At 69.3% G+C, this 20,910-nt stretch carries 19 protein-coding genes and 3 tRNA genes; 14 read left to right on the forward strand and 8 right to left on the reverse strand.

The window, feature by feature from the left end; translation table 11 throughout:
- Positions 1-25 precede the first annotated feature (25 nt).
- The 3 genes from ACWGH4_RS11595 to ACWGH4_RS11605 form a co-directional block, all read right to left on the reverse strand.
- Positions 26-98, reverse strand: a tRNA-Gly gene (locus ACWGH4_RS11595).
- Positions 99-178: 80 nt separating this feature from the next.
- A tRNA-Gly gene (locus ACWGH4_RS11600) sits at positions 179-250 on the reverse strand.
- Between the two features lie 109 nt (positions 251-359).
- Positions 360-698: a histone-like nucleoid-structuring protein Lsr2 gene (locus ACWGH4_RS11605; protein WP_244258208.1), complete on the reverse strand. Its 339-nt coding sequence runs from the start codon at positions 696-698 to the stop codon at positions 360-362.
- A 290-nt stretch (positions 699-988) separates the two neighbouring features.
- Here ACWGH4_RS11605 and purS point away from each other — a divergent pair, with 290 nt between their 5' ends.
- From purS to purM, 9 genes are all read left to right on the forward strand, one after another.
- A complete protein-coding gene (gene purS / locus ACWGH4_RS11610) occupies positions 989-1,234 on the forward strand; it encodes a phosphoribosylformylglycinamidine synthase subunit PurS (protein WP_005315325.1) in 246 nt (81 codons plus the stop codon).
- Positions 1,231-1,911 (forward strand): phosphoribosylformylglycinamidine synthase subunit PurQ, encoded by a 681-nt coding sequence (gene purQ, locus ACWGH4_RS11615; protein WP_453458804.1) that lies wholly within the window; start codon positions 1,231-1,233, stop codon positions 1,909-1,911. Before purS ends, purQ begins: the two co-directional genes overlap by 4 nt.
- Complete coding sequence (gene purL, locus ACWGH4_RS11620) at positions 1,908-4,157, forward strand: phosphoribosylformylglycinamidine synthase subunit PurL (protein WP_441263215.1); 2,250 nt, start codon at positions 1,908-1,910, stop codon at positions 4,155-4,157. The genes purQ and purL overlap by 4 nt, the downstream gene beginning before the upstream one ends.
- A 95-nt stretch (positions 4,158-4,252) precedes the next feature.
- A complete protein-coding gene (locus ACWGH4_RS11625; protein ID WP_453458807.1) occupies positions 4,253-4,768 on the forward strand; it encodes an ArsR/SmtB family transcription factor in 516 nt (171 codons plus the stop codon).
- Between the two features lie 37 nt (positions 4,769-4,805).
- Positions 4,806-5,645, forward strand: a complete 840-nt coding sequence (locus tag ACWGH4_RS11630; protein WP_453458810.1) for a M23 family metallopeptidase — start codon at positions 4,806-4,808, stop codon at positions 5,643-5,645.
- A gap of 9 nt (positions 5,646-5,654) precedes the next feature.
- The gene (locus ACWGH4_RS11635; RefSeq protein WP_453458813.1) at positions 5,655-6,446 is read left to right on the forward strand and encodes a sterol carrier family protein; all 792 of its coding nucleotides are present in this window, start codon (positions 5,655-5,657) and stop codon (positions 6,444-6,446) included.
- A gap of 99 nt (positions 6,447-6,545) precedes the next feature.
- Positions 6,546-7,373: an META domain-containing protein gene (locus tag ACWGH4_RS11640; protein WP_453458816.1), complete on the forward strand. Its 828-nt coding sequence runs from the start codon at positions 6,546-6,548 to the stop codon at positions 7,371-7,373.
- Between the two features lie 306 nt (positions 7,374-7,679).
- Positions 7,680-9,197: an amidophosphoribosyltransferase gene (gene purF / locus ACWGH4_RS11645; protein WP_037774285.1), complete on the forward strand. Its 1,518-nt coding sequence runs from the start codon at positions 7,680-7,682 to the stop codon at positions 9,195-9,197.
- A 33-nt stretch (positions 9,198-9,230) separates the two neighbouring features.
- Positions 9,231-10,331, forward strand: a complete 1,101-nt coding sequence (gene purM, locus ACWGH4_RS11650; RefSeq protein WP_453458820.1) for a phosphoribosylformylglycinamidine cyclo-ligase — start codon at positions 9,231-9,233, stop codon at positions 10,329-10,331.
- A gap of 86 nt (positions 10,332-10,417) precedes the next feature.
- Here purM and ACWGH4_RS11655 read toward each other — a convergent pair whose 3' ends face one another.
- Together ACWGH4_RS11655 and ACWGH4_RS11660 are read right to left on the reverse strand one after the other, a co-directional pair.
- A complete protein-coding gene (locus tag ACWGH4_RS11655; protein WP_005315345.1) occupies positions 10,418-10,672 on the reverse strand; it encodes a DUF3073 domain-containing protein in 255 nt (84 codons plus the stop codon).
- Between the two features lie 279 nt (positions 10,673-10,951).
- Positions 10,952-12,043: a Leu/Phe/Val dehydrogenase gene (locus ACWGH4_RS11660; RefSeq protein WP_453458824.1), complete on the reverse strand. Its 1,092-nt coding sequence runs from the start codon at positions 12,041-12,043 to the stop codon at positions 10,952-10,954.
- 186 nt (positions 12,044-12,229) lie between these two features.
- Between ACWGH4_RS11660 and ACWGH4_RS11665 the strand changes: the two genes are divergently transcribed.
- The gene (locus ACWGH4_RS11665) at positions 12,230-13,069 is read left to right on the forward strand and encodes a hypothetical protein (protein ID WP_453458827.1); all 840 of its coding nucleotides are present in this window, start codon (positions 12,230-12,232) and stop codon (positions 13,067-13,069) included.
- A 481-nt stretch (positions 13,070-13,550) separates the two neighbouring features.
- Positions 13,551-13,757, forward strand: a complete 207-nt coding sequence (gene bldC / locus ACWGH4_RS11670) for a developmental transcriptional regulator BldC (protein WP_003949541.1) — start codon at positions 13,551-13,553, stop codon at positions 13,755-13,757.
- Positions 13,758-14,103: 346 nt separating this feature from the next.
- Here the strand turns inward: bldC and ACWGH4_RS11675 are convergent, their stop codons facing one another.
- The 3 genes from ACWGH4_RS11675 to hrpA form a co-directional block, all read right to left on the reverse strand.
- Positions 14,104-14,370: a DUF6274 family protein gene (locus ACWGH4_RS11675; RefSeq protein ID WP_453458830.1), complete on the reverse strand. Its 267-nt coding sequence runs from the start codon at positions 14,368-14,370 to the stop codon at positions 14,104-14,106.
- 168 nt (positions 14,371-14,538) lie between these two features.
- Positions 14,539-14,613 (reverse strand) — tRNA-Asp (locus ACWGH4_RS11680).
- 94 nt (positions 14,614-14,707) lie between these two features.
- Positions 14,708-18,658 carry an ATP-dependent RNA helicase HrpA gene (gene hrpA, locus ACWGH4_RS11685; RefSeq protein WP_453458833.1) on the reverse strand — a complete coding sequence of 1,317 codons (3,951 nt, stop codon included), beginning with the start codon at positions 18,656-18,658 and terminating at the stop codon, positions 14,708-14,710.
- A 112-nt stretch (positions 18,659-18,770) separates the two neighbouring features.
- Here hrpA and ACWGH4_RS11690 point away from each other — a divergent pair, with 112 nt between their 5' ends.
- Genes ACWGH4_RS11690 through ACWGH4_RS11700 form a run of 3 tightly spaced genes read left to right on the forward strand, consistent with a single transcriptional unit; the run spans position 18,771 to position 20,900 of the window.
- Complete coding sequence (locus ACWGH4_RS11690) at positions 18,771-19,283, forward strand: hypothetical protein (protein WP_453458836.1); 513 nt, start codon at positions 18,771-18,773, stop codon at positions 19,281-19,283.
- Positions 19,284-19,338: 55 nt separating this feature from the next.
- Positions 19,339-20,070 carry a DsbA family protein gene (locus ACWGH4_RS11695; RefSeq protein WP_453458839.1) on the forward strand — a complete coding sequence of 244 codons (732 nt, stop codon included), beginning with the start codon at positions 19,339-19,341 and terminating at the stop codon, positions 20,068-20,070.
- Positions 20,067-20,900 carry a cytochrome c biogenesis CcdA family protein gene (locus ACWGH4_RS11700; RefSeq protein WP_453458842.1) on the forward strand — a complete coding sequence of 278 codons (834 nt, stop codon included), beginning with the start codon at positions 20,067-20,069 and terminating at the stop codon, positions 20,898-20,900. The genes ACWGH4_RS11695 and ACWGH4_RS11700 overlap by 4 nt, the downstream gene beginning before the upstream one ends.
- Positions 20,901-20,910: the final 10 nt, after the last annotated feature.

Consider the following 20,910-nt stretch of genomic DNA (forward strand, 5'->3'; position numbering starts at 1 on the left):
CAATGACCGGGGCCTTCGTTCTCTGAGCGGACGACGAGATTCGAACTCGCGACCCTCACCTTGGCAAGGTGATGCTCTACCAACTGAGCCACGTCCGCATTGTTGCCGCTCGGCTCTCACCAGGCGGTACGTCCACCACTGTACCTGATCCACATCCGTGGACGGTAAAGCGATGCAGAGCGGGTGACAGGAATTGCACACTGCGCCTTCCCCCTGGAAGGGGGATGTTCTACTACTGAACTACACCCGCACGCTCCTCGAGGCGGGCCTTTCGGCTTGCCCCTCGGCGTGCTCCAGACTCTAGCGGATCACCTGGGGTGCAGTGCAACTCCGTTCGGCGCGGCCGCGGCCGGAGTCGCTCAACTGGCCTCGCGGAACGCCTCGTAGACGCGCTTCGGGATGCGGCCGCGGGCCGGCACGTCCATCTTGTTGGACTGCGCCCACGCCCGGACCGCCGCCGGTGCGGCCTCGACGGCGGTGTGCCGGTAGGCGACGGCGCGCGGCTTGTCGCGCTTGCCGCTGTTCGTCTGCTTTCGTCCGGCAGCCATGTAGGGCGCCAGCGCCTTGCGCAGTTTCTTTGCATTGGAGAGATTGAGGTCGATCTCGTACGACTTCCCGTCGAGGCCGAACGTGACCGTTTCCGTCGCTTCTCCGCCATCGATGTCGTCGGAGAGCGTGACCACCACTCGCTGAGCCACGGATATCGGTCCTTTCCCTGCGGTATCACCGGAACGGCGTGGGTTGTGACGTGCGGCGATACCGGTTATTCGGCCGTCGAGGGGCAATGCTGCTTTCCTCTGTATTCCTTTGTACAGCGGATGGGCGCGCATTGTGAAGCCCCGGCAATTACTTGCGCGTGTCCTTCACAATGGGGCCCGGCAATCTTTCCTTGGATTTCGCGGCGGGCGGGTTTGATATCTACCCGCGTAGATTTTCGGGGCGGGTACGCTGAGGGAACCGCCCTCGCAACACACCACCGGGAGTGCCCGTGGCTCGCGTCGTAGTCGACGTCATGCTCAAGCCCGAGATCCTCGACCCCCAGGGACAGGCGGTGCAGCGTGCACTGCCGCGACTGGGATTCGCCGGGATCGCGGACGTCCGTCAGGGAAAGCGCTTCGAACTGGAGGTGGAGGGGCCGGTCGACGACGCCGCCCTCTCCCGCATCCATGAGATGGCTGAAACGTTCCTCGCCAACACCGTCATCGAGGACTTCGTCGTGAAGGTGGAGTCGTGACCGCTCGTATCGGAGTCGTCACCTTCCCCGGAACGCTCGATGACCAGGACGCGCTGCGCGCCGCACGGCTCGCCGGCGCAGAGGCGGTACCGCTCTGGCACCGCGACAAGGACCTCAAGCAGGTCGACGCGGTCGTCCTCGCCGGAGGTTTCTCGTACGGCGACTATCTCCGTGCCGGTGCCATCTCCCGGTTCTCGCCGGTGATGGAGACGATCATCGAGCAGGCGAAGGCCGGTATGCCGGTCCTGGGTATCTGCAACGGTTTCCAGGTCCTCACGGAGGCCCACCTCCTGCCGGGCGCGATGCTGCGGAACAACCATCTGCACTTCATCTGCCGTGACCAGAAGCTGCGGGTGGAGAACGCGGACACCGCCTGGACCGCGGATTACGAGTCCGGCCAGGAGATCTCCGTACCGCTGAAGAACATGGACGGCCAGTACGTCGCCGACGAGCGGGTGCTCGACGAGCTCGAGGCCGAGGGCCGTGTCGCCTTCCGCTACCTGGACCTGAACCCCAACGGCTCGCTGCGCGACATCGCCGGCATCACCAACGCCGCGGGCAACGTGGTCGGTCTGATGCCGCACCCCGAGCACGCCGTGGAGCCGCTGATCGGTACCGGCGGTACCGACGGGCTCGGATTCTTCACCTCCGTTCTCAAGAAGCTGGTCGCAGCATGACTCTGGACACCGTCAAGCACGCCACCGAGACCCCGGACGCCGGCCAGCCGTGGAAGGAGCTCGGCCTCAAGGAGGACGAGTACGCCCGGATCCGCGAGATCCTGGGCCGCCGTCCCACCGGTGCCGAGCTCGCGATGTACAGCGTCATGTGGTCGGAGCACTGCTCGTACAAGAGCAGCAAGGTCCACCTGAAGCAGTTCGGCGAGAAGGCGCCCGAGAACGACGCCATGCTCGTCGGCATCGGTGAGAACGCGGGCGTCGTCGACGTCGGCCAGGGCTACGCCGTCACCTTCAAGGTGGAGTCGCACAACCACCCGTCGTACATCGAGCCCTACCAGGGCGCGGCCACCGGTGTCGGCGGCATCGTCCGCGACATCCTCGCGATGGGCGCCCGCCCAGTCGCCGTCGTGGACCCGCTGCGCTTCGGCGCCGCCGACCACCCCGACACCAAGCGCGTCCTGCCGGGCGTGGTCGCGGGCATCGGCGGCTACGGAAACTGCCTGGGCCTGCCGAACATCGGCGGCGAGGTCGTCTTCGACGAGTGCTACCAGGGCAACCCGCTGGTCAACGCCGGCTGCATCGGTGTGATGAAGCACGAGGACATCCACCTCGCGAAGGCGTCCGGCCCCGGCAACAAGGTGATCCTCTACGGCGCCCGCACCGGCGGCGACGGCATCGGCGGTGTCTCGGTGCTCGCGTCGGAGACCTTCGAGTCGACGGGCCCCGCCAAGCGGCCCGCCGTCCAGGTCGGCGACCCCTTCCAGGAGAAGCTCCTCATCGAGTGCACCCTTGAGATCTTCAAGGAGAAGCTCGTCGCGGGCATCCAGGACCTCGGCGGCGCCGGTCTGTCCTGCGCCACCTCCGAGCTCGCGAGCGCCGGCTCCGGCGGTATGCGGGTCGAGCTGGACAGCGTGCCGCTGCGCGACGCGACGCTCTCGCCTGAGGAGATCCTCATGAGCGAGTCGCAGGAGCGCATGTGCGCGATCGTCGAGCCGGACAAGGTGGACCGGTTCCTGGAGATCTGCGAGAAGTGGGACGTCATCGCCACCGTCATCGGTGAGGTGACCGACGGTGAGCGCCTGGAGATCTTCTGGCACGGCGAGCAGATCGTCGACGTCCCGCCGCGGACCGTCGCCCACGAGGGCCCGGTCTACCACCGCCCGTACGCCCGCCCCTCCTGGCAGGACGCGCTCCAGGCGGACGACGCGAACAAGCTGGCCCGCCCGGCGAACGCGGAGGAGCTGCGCGAGCAGGTCCTCAAGCTGGTCGCCTCTCCGAACCAGGCCTCCAAGGCGTGGATCACCGACCAGTACGACCGCTTCGTGCAGGGCAACACCGTGCTGGCGCAGCCGGAGGACGCGGGCATGGTCCGGATCGACGAGGAGTCGAACCTGGGCGTGGCCATGGCGACCGACGGCAACGGCCGGTACGCGAAGCTCGACCCGTACACGGGTGCGCAGCTCGCGCTGGCGGAGGCGTACCGCAACGTGGCCGCCTCCGGTGCGAAGCCGCTCGCGATCTCCGACTGCCTGAACTTCGGCTCGCCCGAGGACCCGGACGTCATGTGGCAGTTCGCCGAGGCAACGCGTGGTCTCGCGGACGGCTGTCTGCAGCTGGGCACGCCGGTGACCGGCGGCAACGTCTCGCTCTACAACCAGACGGGCGAGACGGCGATCCACCCGACGCCGGTCGTCGCGGTGCTCGGTGTGATCGACGACGTCAACCGCAGGACGCCGATCGCGTTCGCCGAGGAGGGGCAGCTGCTCTACCTGCTCGGCGACACCCGCGAGGAGTTCGGCGGCTCGGCCTGGTCCCAGGTCGTCCACGACCACCTCGGCGGTCTGCCGCCGAAGGTCGACCTCGACCGGGAGAAGCTGCTGGGCGAGATCCTGATCTCGGCCTCCCGCGACGGCATGATCGACGCGGCGCACGACCTGTCCGACGGCGGCCTGATCCAGGCGGTCACGGAGTCGTGCCTGCGCGGTGGCAAGGGTGCGCGGCTCGTCGTCCCGGACGGTCTGGACGCGTTCACCTTCCTGCTGAGCGAGTCGGCCGGCCGTGCGGTCGTCGCCGTCCCGCGCAGCGAGGAGCTCCGCTTCAACGACATGTGCGGCGCCCGCGGTCTGCCCGTGACCCGTATCGGTGTGGTGGACGGAGACTCCGTCGAGGTGCAGGGCGAGTTCAGCATCCCGCTGAGCGAGCTGCGCACGGCGCACGAGGCGACCATCCCGGGTCTGCTCGTCTGACCTGTCGCTCTGTGGCCCCCGTCCGGTTTCGACCGGGCGGGGGCTTCTGTGTGCGGCTGTTGCACGAGATTACGTAATTACGTAATCTCGTTCGCATGGATCTGGAAGAGCGGGTCGTCGCGCTCGAGCGGCGACTGGCGGTCCTGGAAGGCGCCGGGCCCGCCGCGGCAAGCCCGGGTGACGGCGACTTCTGGGCGCTGGAGGGACTGAAGCAGCAGCTCGCCTCCGCCGGCGAGGCGGCGGCGGACGGCGGCGTGCTGTTCACCGGAGCCGTACGGCTGCCCACCGAGGAGCGGTACGAGTGGCAGTACGGCGCACTCACCACGGACGTCCTCGACGAGGACGGCGCCGACCAGGGACAGCTCGCCGAGTCGCTGGCCGCCCTCGGCCACGCCGTCCGGCTGCGCCTGCTGCGCGAGATCCTCGGCGGCCGCCGTACCGCCGCCGAGCTGGCCGACCTCGAAGGGCTCGGCACCACCGGCCAGATCTACCACCATCTGCGCCAGTTGACCGGCGCCGGCTGGCTCCGCACCACGGGGCGCGGTCGCTACGAGGTACCTGGGGCCCGGGTGGTCCCGTTGCTCGTGGTGCTGACCGCCGCGTGCCCGTGACACGGCAAATCCGTGCCGCACCAAGGGGGAACCGACCATGTCCGTACGCAAGACGCTCGTGATCGTCTACCGGTCGGGATGGGTGGTGTTCTTCGCGCTCATCCTCCTCGACCTGTTCGCCGGCCTTCCGTTCGACCGGCTGTGGATCTGGTCGCCCGCGTTGCTCTCCCTCGCGATTCTCATGGGCGCTTCCGTCCGCACCCGCCGTGCCCGGCGTCAGCACCCGCGCGAGGCGGTCGAGGTGGGCGTCCCGGTGCGCGGCCGCTGGTCGGCGCTGAACAGCCCGACGGACCGCACGCCGAGCCACGGCACCCATGGCTACGGGCAGACGTACGCCATCGACCTCGTTGCCGAGCCTTCGGAGGGCGCCCGGCCAGGGTTCAAGGTCCTGTGGCCGGTCGTCCGCCGGAACAGGGACTTTCCTGCCTTCGGGGAGCAGCTGTTCGCCGTCGCCGATGCCACGGTCGTCCACGCCGAGGACCGTCAGCGCGACCATCTCAGCCGCAATTCGCTGCTCGCGGTGCTCTACCTGATGATCGTCGAGGCGTCGCTCCGGGACATCGGCGGAGTCCGCAGGGTCTTCGGCAACCATGTCGTCCTGGACCTCGGCGACGGAGTGTTCGCCGCGTACGCGCATCTCCAGCGCGGCTCCCTCGCGGTCCGGGCAGGTGACCGGGTCCGGGCAGGGCAGCCGATCGCACGGTGCGGGAACTCCGGCAACTCCTCGGAACCGCACCTCCACTTCCAGCTGATGGACGGCCCGGACGCGGACACCGCGGTCGGCGTCCCGTTCCGCTGGCGCGGCCTCGAAGTCCCCGGGAACGGGGAGACGTTCACTGCCGGGGACACGGTGCCCGGTGGCCTGCCCACCCCGTAGGGTCGGCTCATGCCACCGGCCAGGAAGCGTCTTCGCAGCTACGATCCCGCCCTCACCCGCGCCGCCGTGCTCGCCCAGTTCGGGCACGTCAGGCAGGCCGTGGACGGCCTCACCGGCGATCAGTTCGCGCTGCCGACGCGGCTCGGGGACTGGACCGTACGGGAGCTCGCCGCGCACATCGCCATGGTCGCCGGACTCGTCACGCGCTATCTGCGCCTGCCGGAGCCGGACAAGCAGGACCTGGCGCTGCTGGACTGGCCCTTCGCGACGGTGACGGCGGCCGGGCAGGTCGACGAGGACACCAGGGCGTTCGCCGAGGGCGGTACGGTCACCGAACTGTTCGACCGGACGGCCGCGGGCCTCGAGGAGCTGCTGCCGACCGCTGACGCGGAGCGGCTCGTGCCCATGCGGTTCGGCGGGATGCGGCTCGGGGACTTCCTGGTCACCCGCACCGTCGAGCTGATCGTCCACACCGACGACCTGAACGACGCGACCGGGCTGGACATTCCGTACGACCGCCGGGCGCTCGCCGCCTGCACACGGCTGCTCGCGGACGCCCTCGCGGTGAAGGCGCCGGGTGCGTCGACGGAGGTGCGTGTCCCGCCGTTCGCCGTGGTGCAGTGCGTCGCAGGCCCGCGGCACACCCGCGGGACGCCGCCCAATGTCGTCGAGACCGACCCGCTGTCCTGGGTCCGCCTCGCCACCGGCCGTACCGGATGGCGTGAGGCGCTCGACTCGGCGAAGGTCGCCGCGAGCGGCGAGCGCGCCGATCTCGGGGCACTGCTGCCGATCCTGGGCTGACCGGCCCGGGCGGGACGGAAGGGCCTCGTCGGGCCCGTGCCCTGCGTCCGGACGGGGGAACGGGCGGAACCGACCTCAGGGCCGCTCCGTCCCACGGGTATGCGCAATCAGCTGAGCATTTCTGTGACCGCACTGGCCGTCCTCGCACTCGCCGCCTGCGGCACGGAGTCGGGCGTCGGCTCCGGTGACCGCGGCGACGGAGGAGGAACCGTGCAGCCCGATGTTCCCGTGACCGGTGTCCACTGGTCCGTCGACAGCGTCACGGTCGACGGGCGCAGGACCAAGGCCCCCGCGGACGCCCACGTCGAGATCACCGACAAGGGGCGGGCCCAGGGCAACTACGGCTGCAACCACTTCGGCGCCGACGTGAAGATCGAGGGCGACACCATCACGGTGGGGCCCGGAGAGATGACCGAGATGGCGTGCGAGGAGAAGATCCAGGGCTTCGAGGACACCCTGCGCGCCGCCTTCTCCGGGAAGCTCAAGGCGAAGCTCAGCGACGGCAGGCTGACCCTGACGACGGACAAGGGCGACTCCATCGCCCTCACGTCGGAGCCGTCCTCCCCGCTGGTGGGCACCAAGTGGTCCGTGAACAGCCTGGTGTCCGGACAGACGGCGGCATCCCTGCCGGCCGGCACGGAGAACAAGGCGCATCTGACCTTCGCCAAGGACGGTTCCGTCAGCGGCAGCCTGGGCTGCAACCGCTTCACCAGCACGGCGAAGATCTCCGACGACTCGATCACCTTCGGCCGCCTCGCCTCGACCCGGAAGCTGTGCGAAGGCCCGGTGATGGACGTGGAGCGTCAGCTGGTCAAGGTCCTCGACGGGACGGTGAAGTACCAGCTGGGGCACCGGTCGCTGACGCTCACCGCCCCGGACGGCGAGGGCTTCGCGGCGGTCACCTCCGACACGTCCCGCGAGAAGTGACCGTGTGAACTAGCACACGCCGCCTCCGCCGGGCGCGACGGACCGCACCGGGCGCTCGTTGACGGAGGGTGATCAAGTCGATGCCGACGGGCCGGAGGCCGAATCCCTGGCCGGGACGGGGTGCGGGCACGTCCGTCCCGGATCGTGGACGCCCGACTGGACGATTTCCGAGCGTCCCACAAGGTCGGGCGCACGCCGGCGTACGCAAGGGACGGGGCCCTTCATGCGCCGTTTGCACCCCTGGAAACCCGGTTGCGCGGTGTCCCCAATTCGGACCAGTGGTCGATCTCGCCTACACTCGGTGGCGTGCCACGTGGTGACGGACGACTCAACCACGACCTGCTCCCCGGTGAGAAGGGCCCCCAGGACGCTTGCGGCGTCTTCGGTGTCTGGGCTCCGGGAGAAGAGGTCGCGAAGCTCACTTACTTCGGGCTCTACGCCCTCCAACATCGAGGCCAGGAATCCGCGGGAATCGCGGTGAGCAACGGCTCCCAGATCCTCGTCTTCAAGGACATGGGCCTGGTTTCCCAGGTCTTCGACGAAACCTCCCTCGGCTCCCTCACAGGTCATATCGCGGTCGGTCACGCCCGCTACTCGACCACGGGCGCCTCGGTGTGGGAGAACGCGCAGCCGACCTTCCGGGCCACCGCCCACGGCTCGATCGCGCTCGGCCACAACGGAAACCTGGTCAACACCGCCCAGCTCGCGGAGATGGTCGCCGAACTCCCCAAGGAGAACGGCCGCGCCACCCAGGTCGCCGCGACCAACGACACCGATCTGATCACCGCGCTGCTCGCCGGCCAGGTCGACGACGACGGCAAGCCGCTGACCATCGAGGAGGCGGCCGCCAAGGTCCTCCCCGAGGTCCGGGGCGCCTTCTCGCTCGTCTTCATGGACGAGGGCACCCTCTACGCGGCCCGCGACCCGCAGGGCATCCGCCCGCTGGTCCTCGGCCGCCTCGAGCGCGGCTGGGTCGTCGCGTCCGAGACCGCCGCCCTCGACATCTGCGGCGCCAGCTTCGTCCGGGAGATCGAGCTCGGTGAGCTGATCGCCATCGACGAGAACGGCCTCCGCAGTTCGCGCTTCGCGGAAGCGAAGCCCAAGGGCTGTGTCTTCGAATACGTCTACCTGGCACGCCCGGACACGGACATCGCCGGCCGGAACGTCTACCTCTCCCGTGTGGAGATGGGCAGGAAACTGGCCAAGGAAGCGCCGGTCGAGGCCGACCTGGTCATAGCGACGCCGGAGTCCGGCACGCCCGCGGCCATCGGCTACGCAGAGGCCAGCGGTATCCCGTACGGCTCCGGCCTGGTGAAGAACGCCTATGTCGGCCGCACCTTCATCCAGCCCTCGCAGACCATCCGCCAGCTGGGTATCCGCCTCAAGCTGAACCCGCTCAAGGAAGTCATCCGGGGCAAGCGGCTGGTCGTCGTGGACGACTCGATCGTCCGCGGCAACACCCAGCGGGCCCTGGTCAAGATGCTCCGCGAGGCAGGAGCGGCCGAGGTCCACATCCGGATCTCGTCCCCGCCGGTGAAGTGGCCCTGTTTCTTCGGGATCGACTTCGCGACCCGCGCGGAGCTCATCGCCAACGGCATGACGATCGACGAGATCGGCACCTCGCTCGGGGCCGACTCCCTGTCGTACATCTCCATCGACGGCATGATCGAGGCGACCACGATCGCCAAGCCGAACCTCTGCCGTGCCTGCTTCGACGGCGAGTACCCGATGGAGCTGCCCGACCCCGAGCTGCTCGGCAAGCAGCTTCTGGAGACCGAGCTGGCGGGCGGCTCCGACGCCGCCGACGCGCTCCGTCGTCCGTGATCCCCCTGCAGTACGACACGAAAGTTCTCCAGCATGTCTGCTGAATCTTCCGAGCGTGCTCCGCACGCGGGCACCGGTGCCAGCTACGCGGCGGCGGGCGTCGACATCGAGGCGGGCGACCGCGCGGTGGAGCTGATGAAGGAGTGGGTGAAGAAGACGCAGCGCCCGGAGGTCGCGGGCCTCGGCGGCCTCGGCGGCTTCGCCGGCCTCTTCGACGCCTCCGCCCTCAAGCGCTACGAGCGTCCGCTGCTGGCCTCGGCCACCGACGGCGTCGGCACCAAGGTCGACATCGCACGCCAGATGGGTGTCTACGACACGATCGGCCACGACCTGGTGGCCATGGTCATGGACGACATCGTGGTCTGCGGCGCGGAGCCGCTGTTCATGACCGACTACATCTGCGTCGGCAAGGTCCACCCTGAGCGGGTGGCGGGGATCGTCAAGGGCATCGCCGAGGGCTGTGTGCTCGCCGGCACCGCGCTGGTCGGCGGCGAGACCGCTGAGCACCCCGGCCTGCTCGGCCCCGACGACTTCGACGTCGCGGGCGCCGGTACCGGTGTGGTCGAGGCGGACCGGCTGCTCGGCCCGGAACGCATCCGTAAGGGTGACGCGGTCATCGCGATGGCGTCGTCCGGGCTTCACTCCAACGGATACTCGCTGGTCCGGCACGTGCTGTTCGACCGGGCGAAGATGTCGCTGGACCAGCAGGTCGAGGAGCTCGGCCGGACGCTGGGCGAGGAACTGCTGGAGCCCACCAAGATCTACTCGCTGGACTGTCTGGCGCTCACCCGGACCACCGAGGTGCACGCGTTCAGCCACATCACCGGCGGCGGTCTCGCGAACAACCTGGCGCGGGTCTTCCCCGACTCGCTGCACGCGGTCGTCGACCGTTCGACCTGGACCCCGGGAGCGATTTTTGATCTTGTCGGCAAGGCCGGCCAGGTCGAGCAGCTCGAGCTGGAGAAGACGCTCAACATGGGCGTCGGCATGATGGCCGTCGTGCCGCAGGAGTCCGTCGATGTGGCGCTGACCACACTCGCCGACCGCGGGGTCGAGGCTTGGGTGGCCGGGACCGTCATCGACCGGGACAGCGACCGGCACACGGGTGCCGAGCTGACCGGGACGTACGCGTAGCGACCGTGGTCCGGCCGGCGGCGTGAGCCGACAGCACAGAACCCGGTCCGGGGTCGCCCCTGGACCGGGTCAGTGTCGGTGCAGCGTCAAGCGCCGCGGCGCTGTTGCGACGACGGACCGGACTCGTCGTCCTCGTCCTCGTCGTCGTTGTACAGATCCGCGTACTGTGCGTACGGGTCGTCTTCCTCGTCGTCGTCCTCGAACGGCTCGCCGTTCGGAGGCTGACTCGAAGTCGAAGCGCCCAGCTCGTTGGCCAGACGCGACAGGTCAGTCCCGCCGCTGTTGTACTTCAGCTGGCGGGCGACCTTTGTCTGCTTGGCCTTGGCCCGGCCGCGCCCCATGGCTCGACCCCCTCGGTGACGGGGCTCGACGGCCCCAGAGTCTTGACACGCGTTCATGAGTCGGAACGGGCTCTCCGTGGAGAGACCGGTCCGTAGGGCTTCAACGGTACCTGCTTCCGCGGCCATACGGTACGCCGCCCGCATCACGTGCCACCTGGCAGGACCAGCAAAGTGCCCGATCCTCGCTGGTCAACTGCGATTTTAACCTCTTCCCGGCGGTCGACCCGCCGACCGGGGTGAGTCTTGTCTCCCCGAGGCCGGCGGGCCGGGCGGACACGGTCAGCGACCGCGCGCCTCCGCCATGCGGTGCTCGGCGATCCGGTCGGCCGCCGCAGCCGGCGGAATACCGTCCTCCTTCGCACGTGCGAATATTGCCAGCGTGGTGTCGAAGATCTTGGACGCCTTCGCCTTGCAGCGGTCGAAGTCGAAGCCGTGCAGTTCGTCGGCGACCTGGATGACGCCGCCGGCGTTCACCACGTAATCGGGCGCGTAGAGGATGCCGCGGTCCGCGAGGTCCTTCTCCACGCCCGGGTGCGCGAGCTGGTTGTTGGCCGCGCCGCAGACGATCCTGGCGGTCAGCACCGGGACGGTCGCGTCGTTCAGGGCGCCGCCCAGTGCGCAGGGGGCGTAGACGTCCAAGCCCTCGGTGCGGATCAGGGTGGCCGTGTCGGCGACCGCGATCACCTTGGGGTGCCGGTCGAGGATCCGGCGCACCGAGTCCTCGCGCACGTCCGTGATCACGACCTCGGCCCCGTCGGAGACCAGGTGGTCGACCAGGTGGTGGCCCACCTTGCCGACGCCCGCCACGCCGACCTTGCGGCCGCGCAGCGTCGGCTCGCCCCACAGGTGCTCGGCCGAGGCGCGCATGCCCTGGAAGACGCCGTACGCGGTCAGCACGGAAGAATCGCCCGCGCCGCCGTTCTCGGGGGAGCGGCCGGTCACCCAGCGGCTCTCACGTGCGACGACATCCATGTCGGCGACGTAGGTGCCCACGTCGCAGGCGGTCACGTAGCGGCCGCCGAGGGAGTCGACGAACCGGCCGTAGGCCAGCAGCAGTTCCTCCGACTTGATCTGCTCGGGGTCACCGATGATCACGGCCTTGCCACCGCCGTGCTCGAGCCCGGCCATGGCGTTCTTGTACGACATGCCCCGGGAGAGGTTCAGCGCGTCGGCGACGGCCTCTTCCTCGGACGCGTACGGGTAGAAGCGGGTGCCGCCGAGGGCCGGGCCCAGAGCGGTGGAGTGGATGGCGATGACAGCCTTCAGGCCACTGGCGCGGTCCTGGCACAGCACGACTTGCTCGTGGCCCCCCTGATCCGATCGGAACAGGGTGTGCAGTACGTCGGCATTGGCGCCGGTCACATCGGTCACGGTGGTGACTCCCAAGTACGAAGCGGCGGAGACGGTCCGTCCTCCGGGGGCCTGACCGTCGCTTTTGGCTGGGCAGACGCGGGGAAGGACCGGTTTGGCAAGAGGGTAAGTCCTACGCGTGCGTAGATCCGACGCAGTGCCGAGGATCACCCTCTCGCGGGGTACCGGCGTGGAAGGATTTGCGGCATGCCAGCGCTGTCCTCGGTTCTTGTCCCTTACGCGTCCTATCTTCGGATCTACGAGCCGCTGGCGGCCTTTCCCGAGCCGGAACGCGGCCACTGGGCCCGCTACGCCCGCCGGGAGGCCACACCGACGGCCCAGGACGAACTGCGCCGTTCGCTGGCCGACTTGCTGCCGACGCCGCCCGTCCCCGTACCGGTCCACGAGAGCGCCGACGCGTTCGTGGCGGACGTCGACGGGGTGGTCTGCGTCTGCCCCTGGCGGACGCGGCTGCGCGGCTGGCTGGCCCTGGAGGAGCTGCCGGAGCAGCTGCCGGCGCAGTTGCTGGACGCGGCGCTGCCGCGCGTGGTGCGGGACCAGGCGGCGGCGGACTTCGAGGAGTGGCGTGCCCGTAACCCGGACGCCCGGCCGTGGATCAGGACGGCGGTCTGGCATGTACCGGTCGGCTGGTTCACGCTCTTCGCCGACGAGGAGCGTGAGTACGAGGCGGCCGGTCCGGCGGCGCCCGTGCTGCGGTACCGGACGCCGATGGTCCAGGCGCGCAGGCGGGTCGCACGGGCGCTGCGGACGCTCCGGGAGACGATCGACGAGGGTCCGCTGACCGAGGGGCTGCTGGACGTCGGCCGCTGGCTCGAGGAGTTCCATCCGCGGTCGCTGGTGGAGCTGGATTACGGCGGCCTGGTGCACGCGCTGCCGGACGGACAGCTGGCGCAGGACCGTTCCGCGGCCGATGTGGCGGAGGGGATCACGGCGCTGCGGGCCGGCGACGGTGAGGGCGCGGCGCTGGCGTACGGGCGGCTGACCGAGCGCTGGCGGGCCGTCAGGGACCGTCAGTTCGCCAACTGAAGGCCGACTTCGTTGTCGGGGGTGCGCTGCGTACAGGACGTAGGTCCCGATCCGGGCACTTGCCCCTCAAGCGTGACGGACGGCACTAACCGCGCTCTTGCGCCCATCACCTACCCTCGTGTCAAAATAGGACAAGGAGTCCGGGGAGGGCTCCTTCCGTCCAAGTAAGGGCGGAATGCTCAGCATTGCACGCTATGGGGGGTCTGGCGACTCCTGATCGCTCTGTGACTGATCGTTACTGTGACGTGACTGTCCGTTATGGCATGGTCCATCGGGCTTCGGCCGCTGATGGACACCTGAGAGGGCAATTCCATCGGTTTGGCCGACGTCGCTGGACAGATGGTGTAGTTGTAGTGCCGAGGACAAGCCGTTCGTCCTATAACCGACTCGGCCCGCGTCTGCCATTTCGGGCAACGCGGGTCAAGGTGCAGAATTTAGAGGAAAGAACCGAGAAGGTTCGGTTCTCCCGAGGAGGCCGCTCATGACCGCTCGCACCCCTGATGCCGAGCCGCTGCTGACCCCGGCTGAGGTTGCCACCATGTTCCGCGTGGACCCGAAGACGGTTACCCGCTGGGCCAAGGCAGGCAAGCTCACGTCCATCCGCACGCTCGGAGGACATCGCCGGTACCGCGAGGCAGAGGTCCGCGCACTGCTTGCGGGTATCCCGCAGCAGCGCAGCGAGGCCTGAACACCCCTGTAAGACCGGGCATTTCCGGGGCCCCCACCTCGGAGAACCCACCCCTAGCTCCATGTGACGGTGCTCTGCCCCAACAGACCTTCGTCATCGATCGCGCTGGACTCCGCCGGGTCCAGCGCGATTTTTTTTGTGCTCGGGCGGGGCTTCGGGGGGCCCTGTGCCGGCCTGTGCCGGACCGCCCCGAGGAGAGTGCAATGGCACATATTAAATCGGACGGTTGTAGGGAGGGGTTAAAAGGAGGGGTTCTGAAAACCCGTTCGGTGACTCCCGTCACACCGCACGCCTCTTGCCAAACTCCAGCCTGTCACGGAACCAGGCGCGCCGGAGCGGCTGTTGGTCACTCCTTGGTGGGACCTTCGTCCTCGGCCGACGGGCCGTCCGGCGCCTCTCCCGACGGCCGGGTTGCCTCTGCCGGCGGCCGTGCGGCGGGTGGCTGTGCCTGTCCGGTGCCGGACGGCTCCCCGTCGGGGCGCTCCATGGCGAGCCGCAGGAGGCGATGGCAGATGGGGCAGGACCTCGTGAGGTGCCGATAGCCGGAGGCGGCGGACAGATGGGCGCGTAGCAGCGCCCGGGTCTCGTACCGCCTTGCTGTGGACGCCGCCATGCACGTCACCTCCGGGTGTGTGCCGTCCTCTTGGGCCGCTCGGCCGGCTCCCGCCGGATCCGAACGAATGACCCTAGTGACTGGGTACCCGTGGCAGATGACGCCGTCAAGACGGCCGGGCACGACGAAGGCCCGCATCGAAATGATGCGGGCCTTCGTCATCCAGCGCGGTCCTGACGGGATTTGAACCCGCGGCCTCCACCTTGACAGGGTGGCGAGCACTCCAAACTGCTCCACAGGACCAGATTTCGCAGCCGGTACTTGCTCCCTTGGCTGCGAGAGAGACTGTACAGCAGGTGCGACCATCAGGTCGAACTCACTCCTGGCGACCGGCCTGTCACGGCGCTGCCGCGTCGATGGCCTTCACGATCCGCTTGTCGGACACCGGGTAGGCCGTGCCCAGCGCGTGCGCGAAGTAGCTCACCCGCAGCTCCTCGATCATCCAGCGGATGTCCAGGACCTCCTGCGGCACCGGCCGGCCCTGCGGCAGCTGCTCGAGCAGCCAGGCGTACTCGTCCTGCATCTCGTGGACCTTCTCCATGCGCGTGGTGTCGCGCTGGACGGCCGTGGGCATCTGCTGGAGGCGGCGGTCCACTGCCACCAGGTAGCGCATCAGGTCGGGCAGCCTGCTCAGCCCTGTGCGGGTCACGAAGCCGGCCGGCACGAGGGCCGCCAGCTGCTCGCGTACGTCCTGGACGTTGTTGATGAGCACCAGGCTGTTCGTGGTCTTCAGACGGCGCTCACAGGCCTGCCAGGCCGCCAGGATCTGCTGCACCTGGTCGATCGTGCGGACGGTCAGGTCGACGAGGTCGGCCCGCACCTTGTCGAACAGCTTCCGGAACGATTCCTCGTCCCACGCCGGTCCGCCGTGCGCCGCGATCAGACGGTCGGCCGCGGCCAGGGCGCAGTCCTCGAACAGCGCCTGGACCGAGCCGTGCGGATTGCGTGAGAGCGCCAGCTTCTGCTGGTTCGTCAGCTTGTCCGAGGCGAACTTGGCCGGATTCACCGGGATGTTGAGCATGATCAGACGGCGGGTCCCGCGCCACATCGCCTGCGCCTGCTCCGCCTCGGTGTCGAAGAGCCGTACGGCGACGGAGCCGCCCTCGTCGACCAGGGCGGGGAACGCCTTGACCGGCTGGCCCGCGCGCCGCGTCTCGAAGACCTTCGAGAGGGTCCCGATCGTCCAGGCCGTCAGTCCGCTGCGCTCCAGGGACTCGCCGGAAGGACTGGAGGAGGCGGCGGCCTTGGACAGCGCCTGCCGGGCCTTCGGCTTCAGCTGGACCCGGAGGGCCTCCAGGTCCTTGTCCTCAGCGAGCTTCTTACGACGCTCGTCGACGATCCGGAACGTGATCTTCAAATGGTCGGGCACACGGGACAGATCGAAGTCCTCGGCCGTGACCGGCACGCCGACCATCCGCTTCAGCTCCCGCGCGAGCGTGACCGGCAGCGGCTCCTGGAGCGGCACGGCCCTGGCCAGGAACGCCTTCGCGTAGTTCGGCGCGGGCACGTAGTGGCGGCGGACCGGTTTCGGCAGCGAACGGATCAGCTCGGTGACCACGTCCTCGCGCAGCCCCGGGATCTGCCAGTCGAAGCCCTCGTCGGTCACCTGGTTCAGCACCTGCAGCGGGATGTGCACGGTGACACCGTCCGCGTCCGCGCCCGGTTCGAACTGGTACGTCACCCGGAACTTCAGCCGGCCCTGCCGCCACGAGTCCGGGTAGTCGTCCTTGGTGACCGCACCCGCCTTCTCGTTGATGAGCATCTCGCGCTCGAAGTCGAGCAGGTCGGGCTGCTCGTGGCGCTTGTGCTTCCACCAGGAGTCGAAGTGCGCGCCGGACACGACGTGTTCGGGCACCCGCTGGTCGTAGAAGTCGAAGAGGGTCTCGTCGTCCACCAGGATGTCGCGACGGCGGGCGCGGTGCTCCAGCTCCTCGACCTCGGTCAGCAGTCTGCGGTTGTCCGCGAAGAACTTGTGGTGCGTGCGCCAGTCGCCCTCGACCAGCGCGTTGCGGATGAAGAGGTCACGCGAGACCTCCGGGTCGATCCGCCCGTAGTTCACCTTCCGCTGGGCGACGATCGGCACGCCGTAGAGCGTCACCTTCTCGTACGCCATCACCGCGGCCGCGTCCTTCTCCCAGTGCGGTTCGCTGTACGTACGCTTCAGCAAATGCTCGGCGAGCGGTTCGATCCACTCCGGCTCGATCCTCGCGTTGACCCGCGCCCACAGGCGGGACGTCTCCACCAGCTCGGCCGACATCACGAACCGCGGCGGCTTCTTGAAGAGGGCCGAGCCGGGGAAGATCGCGAACTTGGCGCCGCGGGCGCCCAGGTACTCGTTCTTCCCGGTGCTCCTCCCGCTCTCGCCCCCGGTCTCCTTCACGTCCTTCATGCCGACGTGCGACAGCAGACCCGCGAGCAGCGAGACGTGGACGGACTGCTCGGGCGCGTCGTCCTCGTTGAGACCGATGCCCATCTGCTTGGCGACCGTGCGGAGCTGGGAGTAGATGTCCTGCCACTCCCGGATGCGCAGGAAGTTCAGATACTCCTGCTTGCACATCCGGCGGAAGCTCGAGGAGCCGCGCTCCTTCTGCTGTTCACGGACATAGCGCCACAGGTTGAGGAAGGCGAGGAAGTCGCTGGTCTCGTCCTTGAAGCGGGCGTGCTGCTGGTCGGCCTGCGTCTGCTTCTCCGCCGGGCGCTCGCGCGGGTCCTGGATCGACAGCGCGGCCGCGATCACCATGACCTCGCGCACACAGCCGTTCTTGTCGGCCTCGACGACCATACGGGCGAGCCGGGGGTCGACCGGCAGCTGGGAGAGCTTGCGGCCCATCTCCGTCAGCTTCTTGCGGGGATCCTTCTGCGCCGGGTCGAACGCGCCCAGTTCCTGGAGGAGCTGGACACCGTCACGGATGTTGCGGTGGTCCGGCGGGTCGATGAACGGGAACTTCTCGATGTCACCGAGTCCGGCCGCCGTCATCTGGAGGATGACCGACGCCAGGTTCGTACGGAGGATCTCCGCGTCCGTGAACTCGGGCCGGGCGTTGAAGTCGTCCTCCGAGTACAGCCGGATGCAGATGCCGTCCGACGTACGGCCGCAGCGGCCCTTGCGCTGGTTGGCGCTGGCCTGGCTGATCGCCTCGATGGGCAGCCGCTGCACCTTCGTGCGATGGCTGTAGCGGGAGATACGGGCGGTCCCCGGATCGATCACGTACTTGATGCCGGGGACGGTCAGCGACGTCTCCGCGACGTTGGTGGCGAGGACGATCCGGCGGCCGGTGTGCTGCTGGAAGACGCGGTGCTGCTCTGCGTGCGAGAGCCGGGCGTAGAGGGGGAGCACTTCGGTGAAGCGGTACTGCTTCTTGTTGAGCGCCTCGGCGGTGTCGCGGATCTCGCGCTCGCCGGAGAGGAAGACGAGGATGTCACCCTTCCCCTCGCCCATCAGCTCCTCCACCGCGTCCGTGATCGCGGTGATCTGGTCGCGGTCGCTCTCCTCGCCGTCCTCTTCGAGCAGCGGGCGGTAGCGGACCTCGACGGGATACGTACGGCCGCTGACCTCGACGATCGGGGCGTCGTCGAAGTGCCGGGAGAAGCGCTCGGGGTCGATCGTCGCGGACGTGATCACGACTTTGAGATCGGGACGCCTGGGCAGCAGCTGCGCCAGGTAGCCGAGCAGGAAGTCGATGTTGAGCGACCGCTCGTGGGCCTCGTCGATGATGATCGTGTCGTAGGCGCGCAGCTCGCGGTCGGTCTGGATCTCGGCGAGCAGGATGCCGTCCGTCATGAGCTTCACGAAGGTGGCGTCCTGGTTCACCTGGTCGGTGAAGCGGACCTTCCAGCCGACGGCCTCGCCGAGCGGGGTGTCCAGCTCTTCCGCGACCCGCTCCGCGACGGTGCGGGCGGCGATGCGGCGGGGCTGCGTGTGCCCGATCATGCCGCGCACGCCACGGCCCAGTTCCAGACAGATCTTCGGGATCTGGGTGGTCTTGCCGGAGCCGGTCTCGCCCGCGACGATCACGACCTGGTGGTCCCGTATCGCCTCGAGGATCGCGTCCTTCTTCTGGCTGACCGGAAGCTGCTCCGGGTACGAGACCGCGGGCACGCGGCCGGCGCGAAGCGCGGTGCGGGCCGCGGACTTCTCCGCCTCCGCGGCGATCTCGTCCAGCACGGCCTGCCGAGCCTCGGGCTTACGGATGCGGCGGGCGCCTTCGAGACGGCGGCCGAGCCGGTGGGCGTCGCGCAGCGACGCCCCGGCCAGCAGGGTCTGAAGGTCGGCGAAGGAAGTAGACATACGAACCCCAGGATCGCACCCCCGGGAAACCACTGGCGAACTCATTTCACGCGCAGCCTGGTGCAGTATTGAGCGACTCCGTCCCCGCCGACCCCGAAAGGACAGCGCGTCCATGCTGATCGGCCGCGACCGCCGGCACCGCCTCGTGGTGTCCGCGAGCCTGCTGCTCGGCCTGCTGGGGACGCTGCTCGGGTGCATGGGCGCGGCGACGGCTGCGGCGACCCCTGGACCGGTGTCCGTCGCCGGGCCGGTCACCACGCCCGGGTCCACGGCCGGGCCGGTCACGCCGCCCGGGTCCATGGTCGGTACGGAAACCACGCTCGCGCCCAAGGCCGGGCCGGACGCCATGCCCACGTCCACGTCCACGGCCGGGCCGGCGGCCGCTCCCACGCAGCGACCGGGCTGCGGGCAGGGCGCCGAGTACGACGAGAGGGACGCCCACCCCGGGACGCCCCCGCGCGGCAGTTCCCCGTACGAGCTGCTGCCCGCGCTCCAACAGGCCGGCGGTCCCGCCGGCCACGGGGCGCTGCTGCCCGACCGTGCCTTCCTCGACGAGTCGCCGCTGCCCGCGCCACCGCCGGCGGCGCCCCCTACCCCGGTCGCCCTCTCCGTCCTGCGCGTCTAGGCCCGGCGGCACCCTTCACCGTCAGTCCGCCGGACCTTCGCCCAGGAGCACCACCATGCCTTCTTCCCCTTCCCGTAAGCCCCTCGCCATCGGCGCGGGTGTCCTCGTCGCCGCCCTGCTGCTCGGCTTCGCGTCGTACACCGCCACCAAGCCGGACGCGCCGGCGGGCGGGTCCTCCGCCGTGGCCGATGTCTCCGCCGACCCGCGGGACGGCGTCCATCCCGAGCTGGAGAAGCTCGCCCGCCGAGACGCGGCGGACCCGCTGGCGGTGGGCCGCGCCGACGCGCCCGTCGTCATGGTCGAGTACGCGGACTTCCAGTGCGGCTACTGCGGACAGTTCGCCCGCGACACCGAGCCTGAGCTGATCAAGAAGTACGTCGAGGACGGGACCCTGCGTATCGAGTGGCGCAACTTCCCGATCTTCGGCGAGGAGTCGGAGGCCGCCGCACGTGCCTCCTGGGCGGCGGGCCGGCAGGGCCGTTTCTGGGAGTTCCACGCGGCCGCGTACGCGGAGGGCGCCAAGGAGAAAGGCTTCGGCAAGGACCGGCTCGACGCGCTGGCGCGCGAGGCGGGAGTCGCCGATCTCGGACGCTTCGCACGGGACCTCGACAGTGAGGCGGCGCGGCAGGCCGTGAAGAAGGACCAGGAGGAGGCGTACGGGCTGGGCGCGACGTCCACCCCGTCCTTCCTGATCAACGGGCGGCCCATCGCGGGCGCCCAGCCGATGGCGACGTTCACCGAGGCGATCGAGGCGGCGAAGCAGGCCGCGGACGGGAACGGCCGGTGAGCGACATCGGCTATCTGGCCGCCTTCCTCGGCGGTCTGCTCGCGCTGGTCAGCCCTTGCAGCGCACTGCTGCTGCCGGCCTTCTTCGCCTACTCCGTCGATTCGGCGGGCCGGCTGCTGGCCCGCACGGGAATCTTCTACGCGGGCCTTGCCACCACCCTCGTCCCGCTGGGCGCGGCGGGATCGTTCGCGGGACGGCTGTTCTACGGCCACCGCGATCTGCTCGTCCTGGCCGGCGGATGGCTGATCGTCGCGCTGGGAGTCGCGCAGATCCTCGGCATGGGTTTCGCCTCCCGCCGTATCGCTTCGGTGTCCGGCCGTATCCGCCCGACGACAGCGGCGTCCGTGTACGCGCTCGGCCTGGTCTACGGCCTGGCGGGGTTCTGCGCGGGTCCGATCCTGGGCAGCGTGCTGACGGTGGCGGCGGTCAGCGGCAGCCCGGTCTACGGCGGTCTGCTCCTCGCGGTCTACGCCCTCGGCATGGCGGTCCCGCTCTTCGTCCTCGCCCTGCTGTGGGAACGGTTCGACCTGGGCCGCCGCCGGTGGCTGCGCGGCCGGACGCTGCGGGCGGGACGCTTCGAGCTGCACACGACGTCGCTGCTCTCGGGACTGTTCTTCGTCGTGCTCGGGACGCTGTTCCTGGTCTTCGACGGCACCACGGCCCTGCCGGGACTGCTCTCGGTCGACGACTCGTTCGCTGTGGAGGAGTGGGCGTCGCGCCTCGGCGGGGCGATCCCCGACTGGGCGCTGCTGGCCCTGGTGGTGACGGCGACCGCGGTGATCGTGGCCGTCCGCCTCCGGGCCGGCCGTGGTGACCGCGAGCGCGCCTGACGTGCGGGGG

The organism is Streptomyces sp. NPDC054847 (assembly GCF_053610925.1).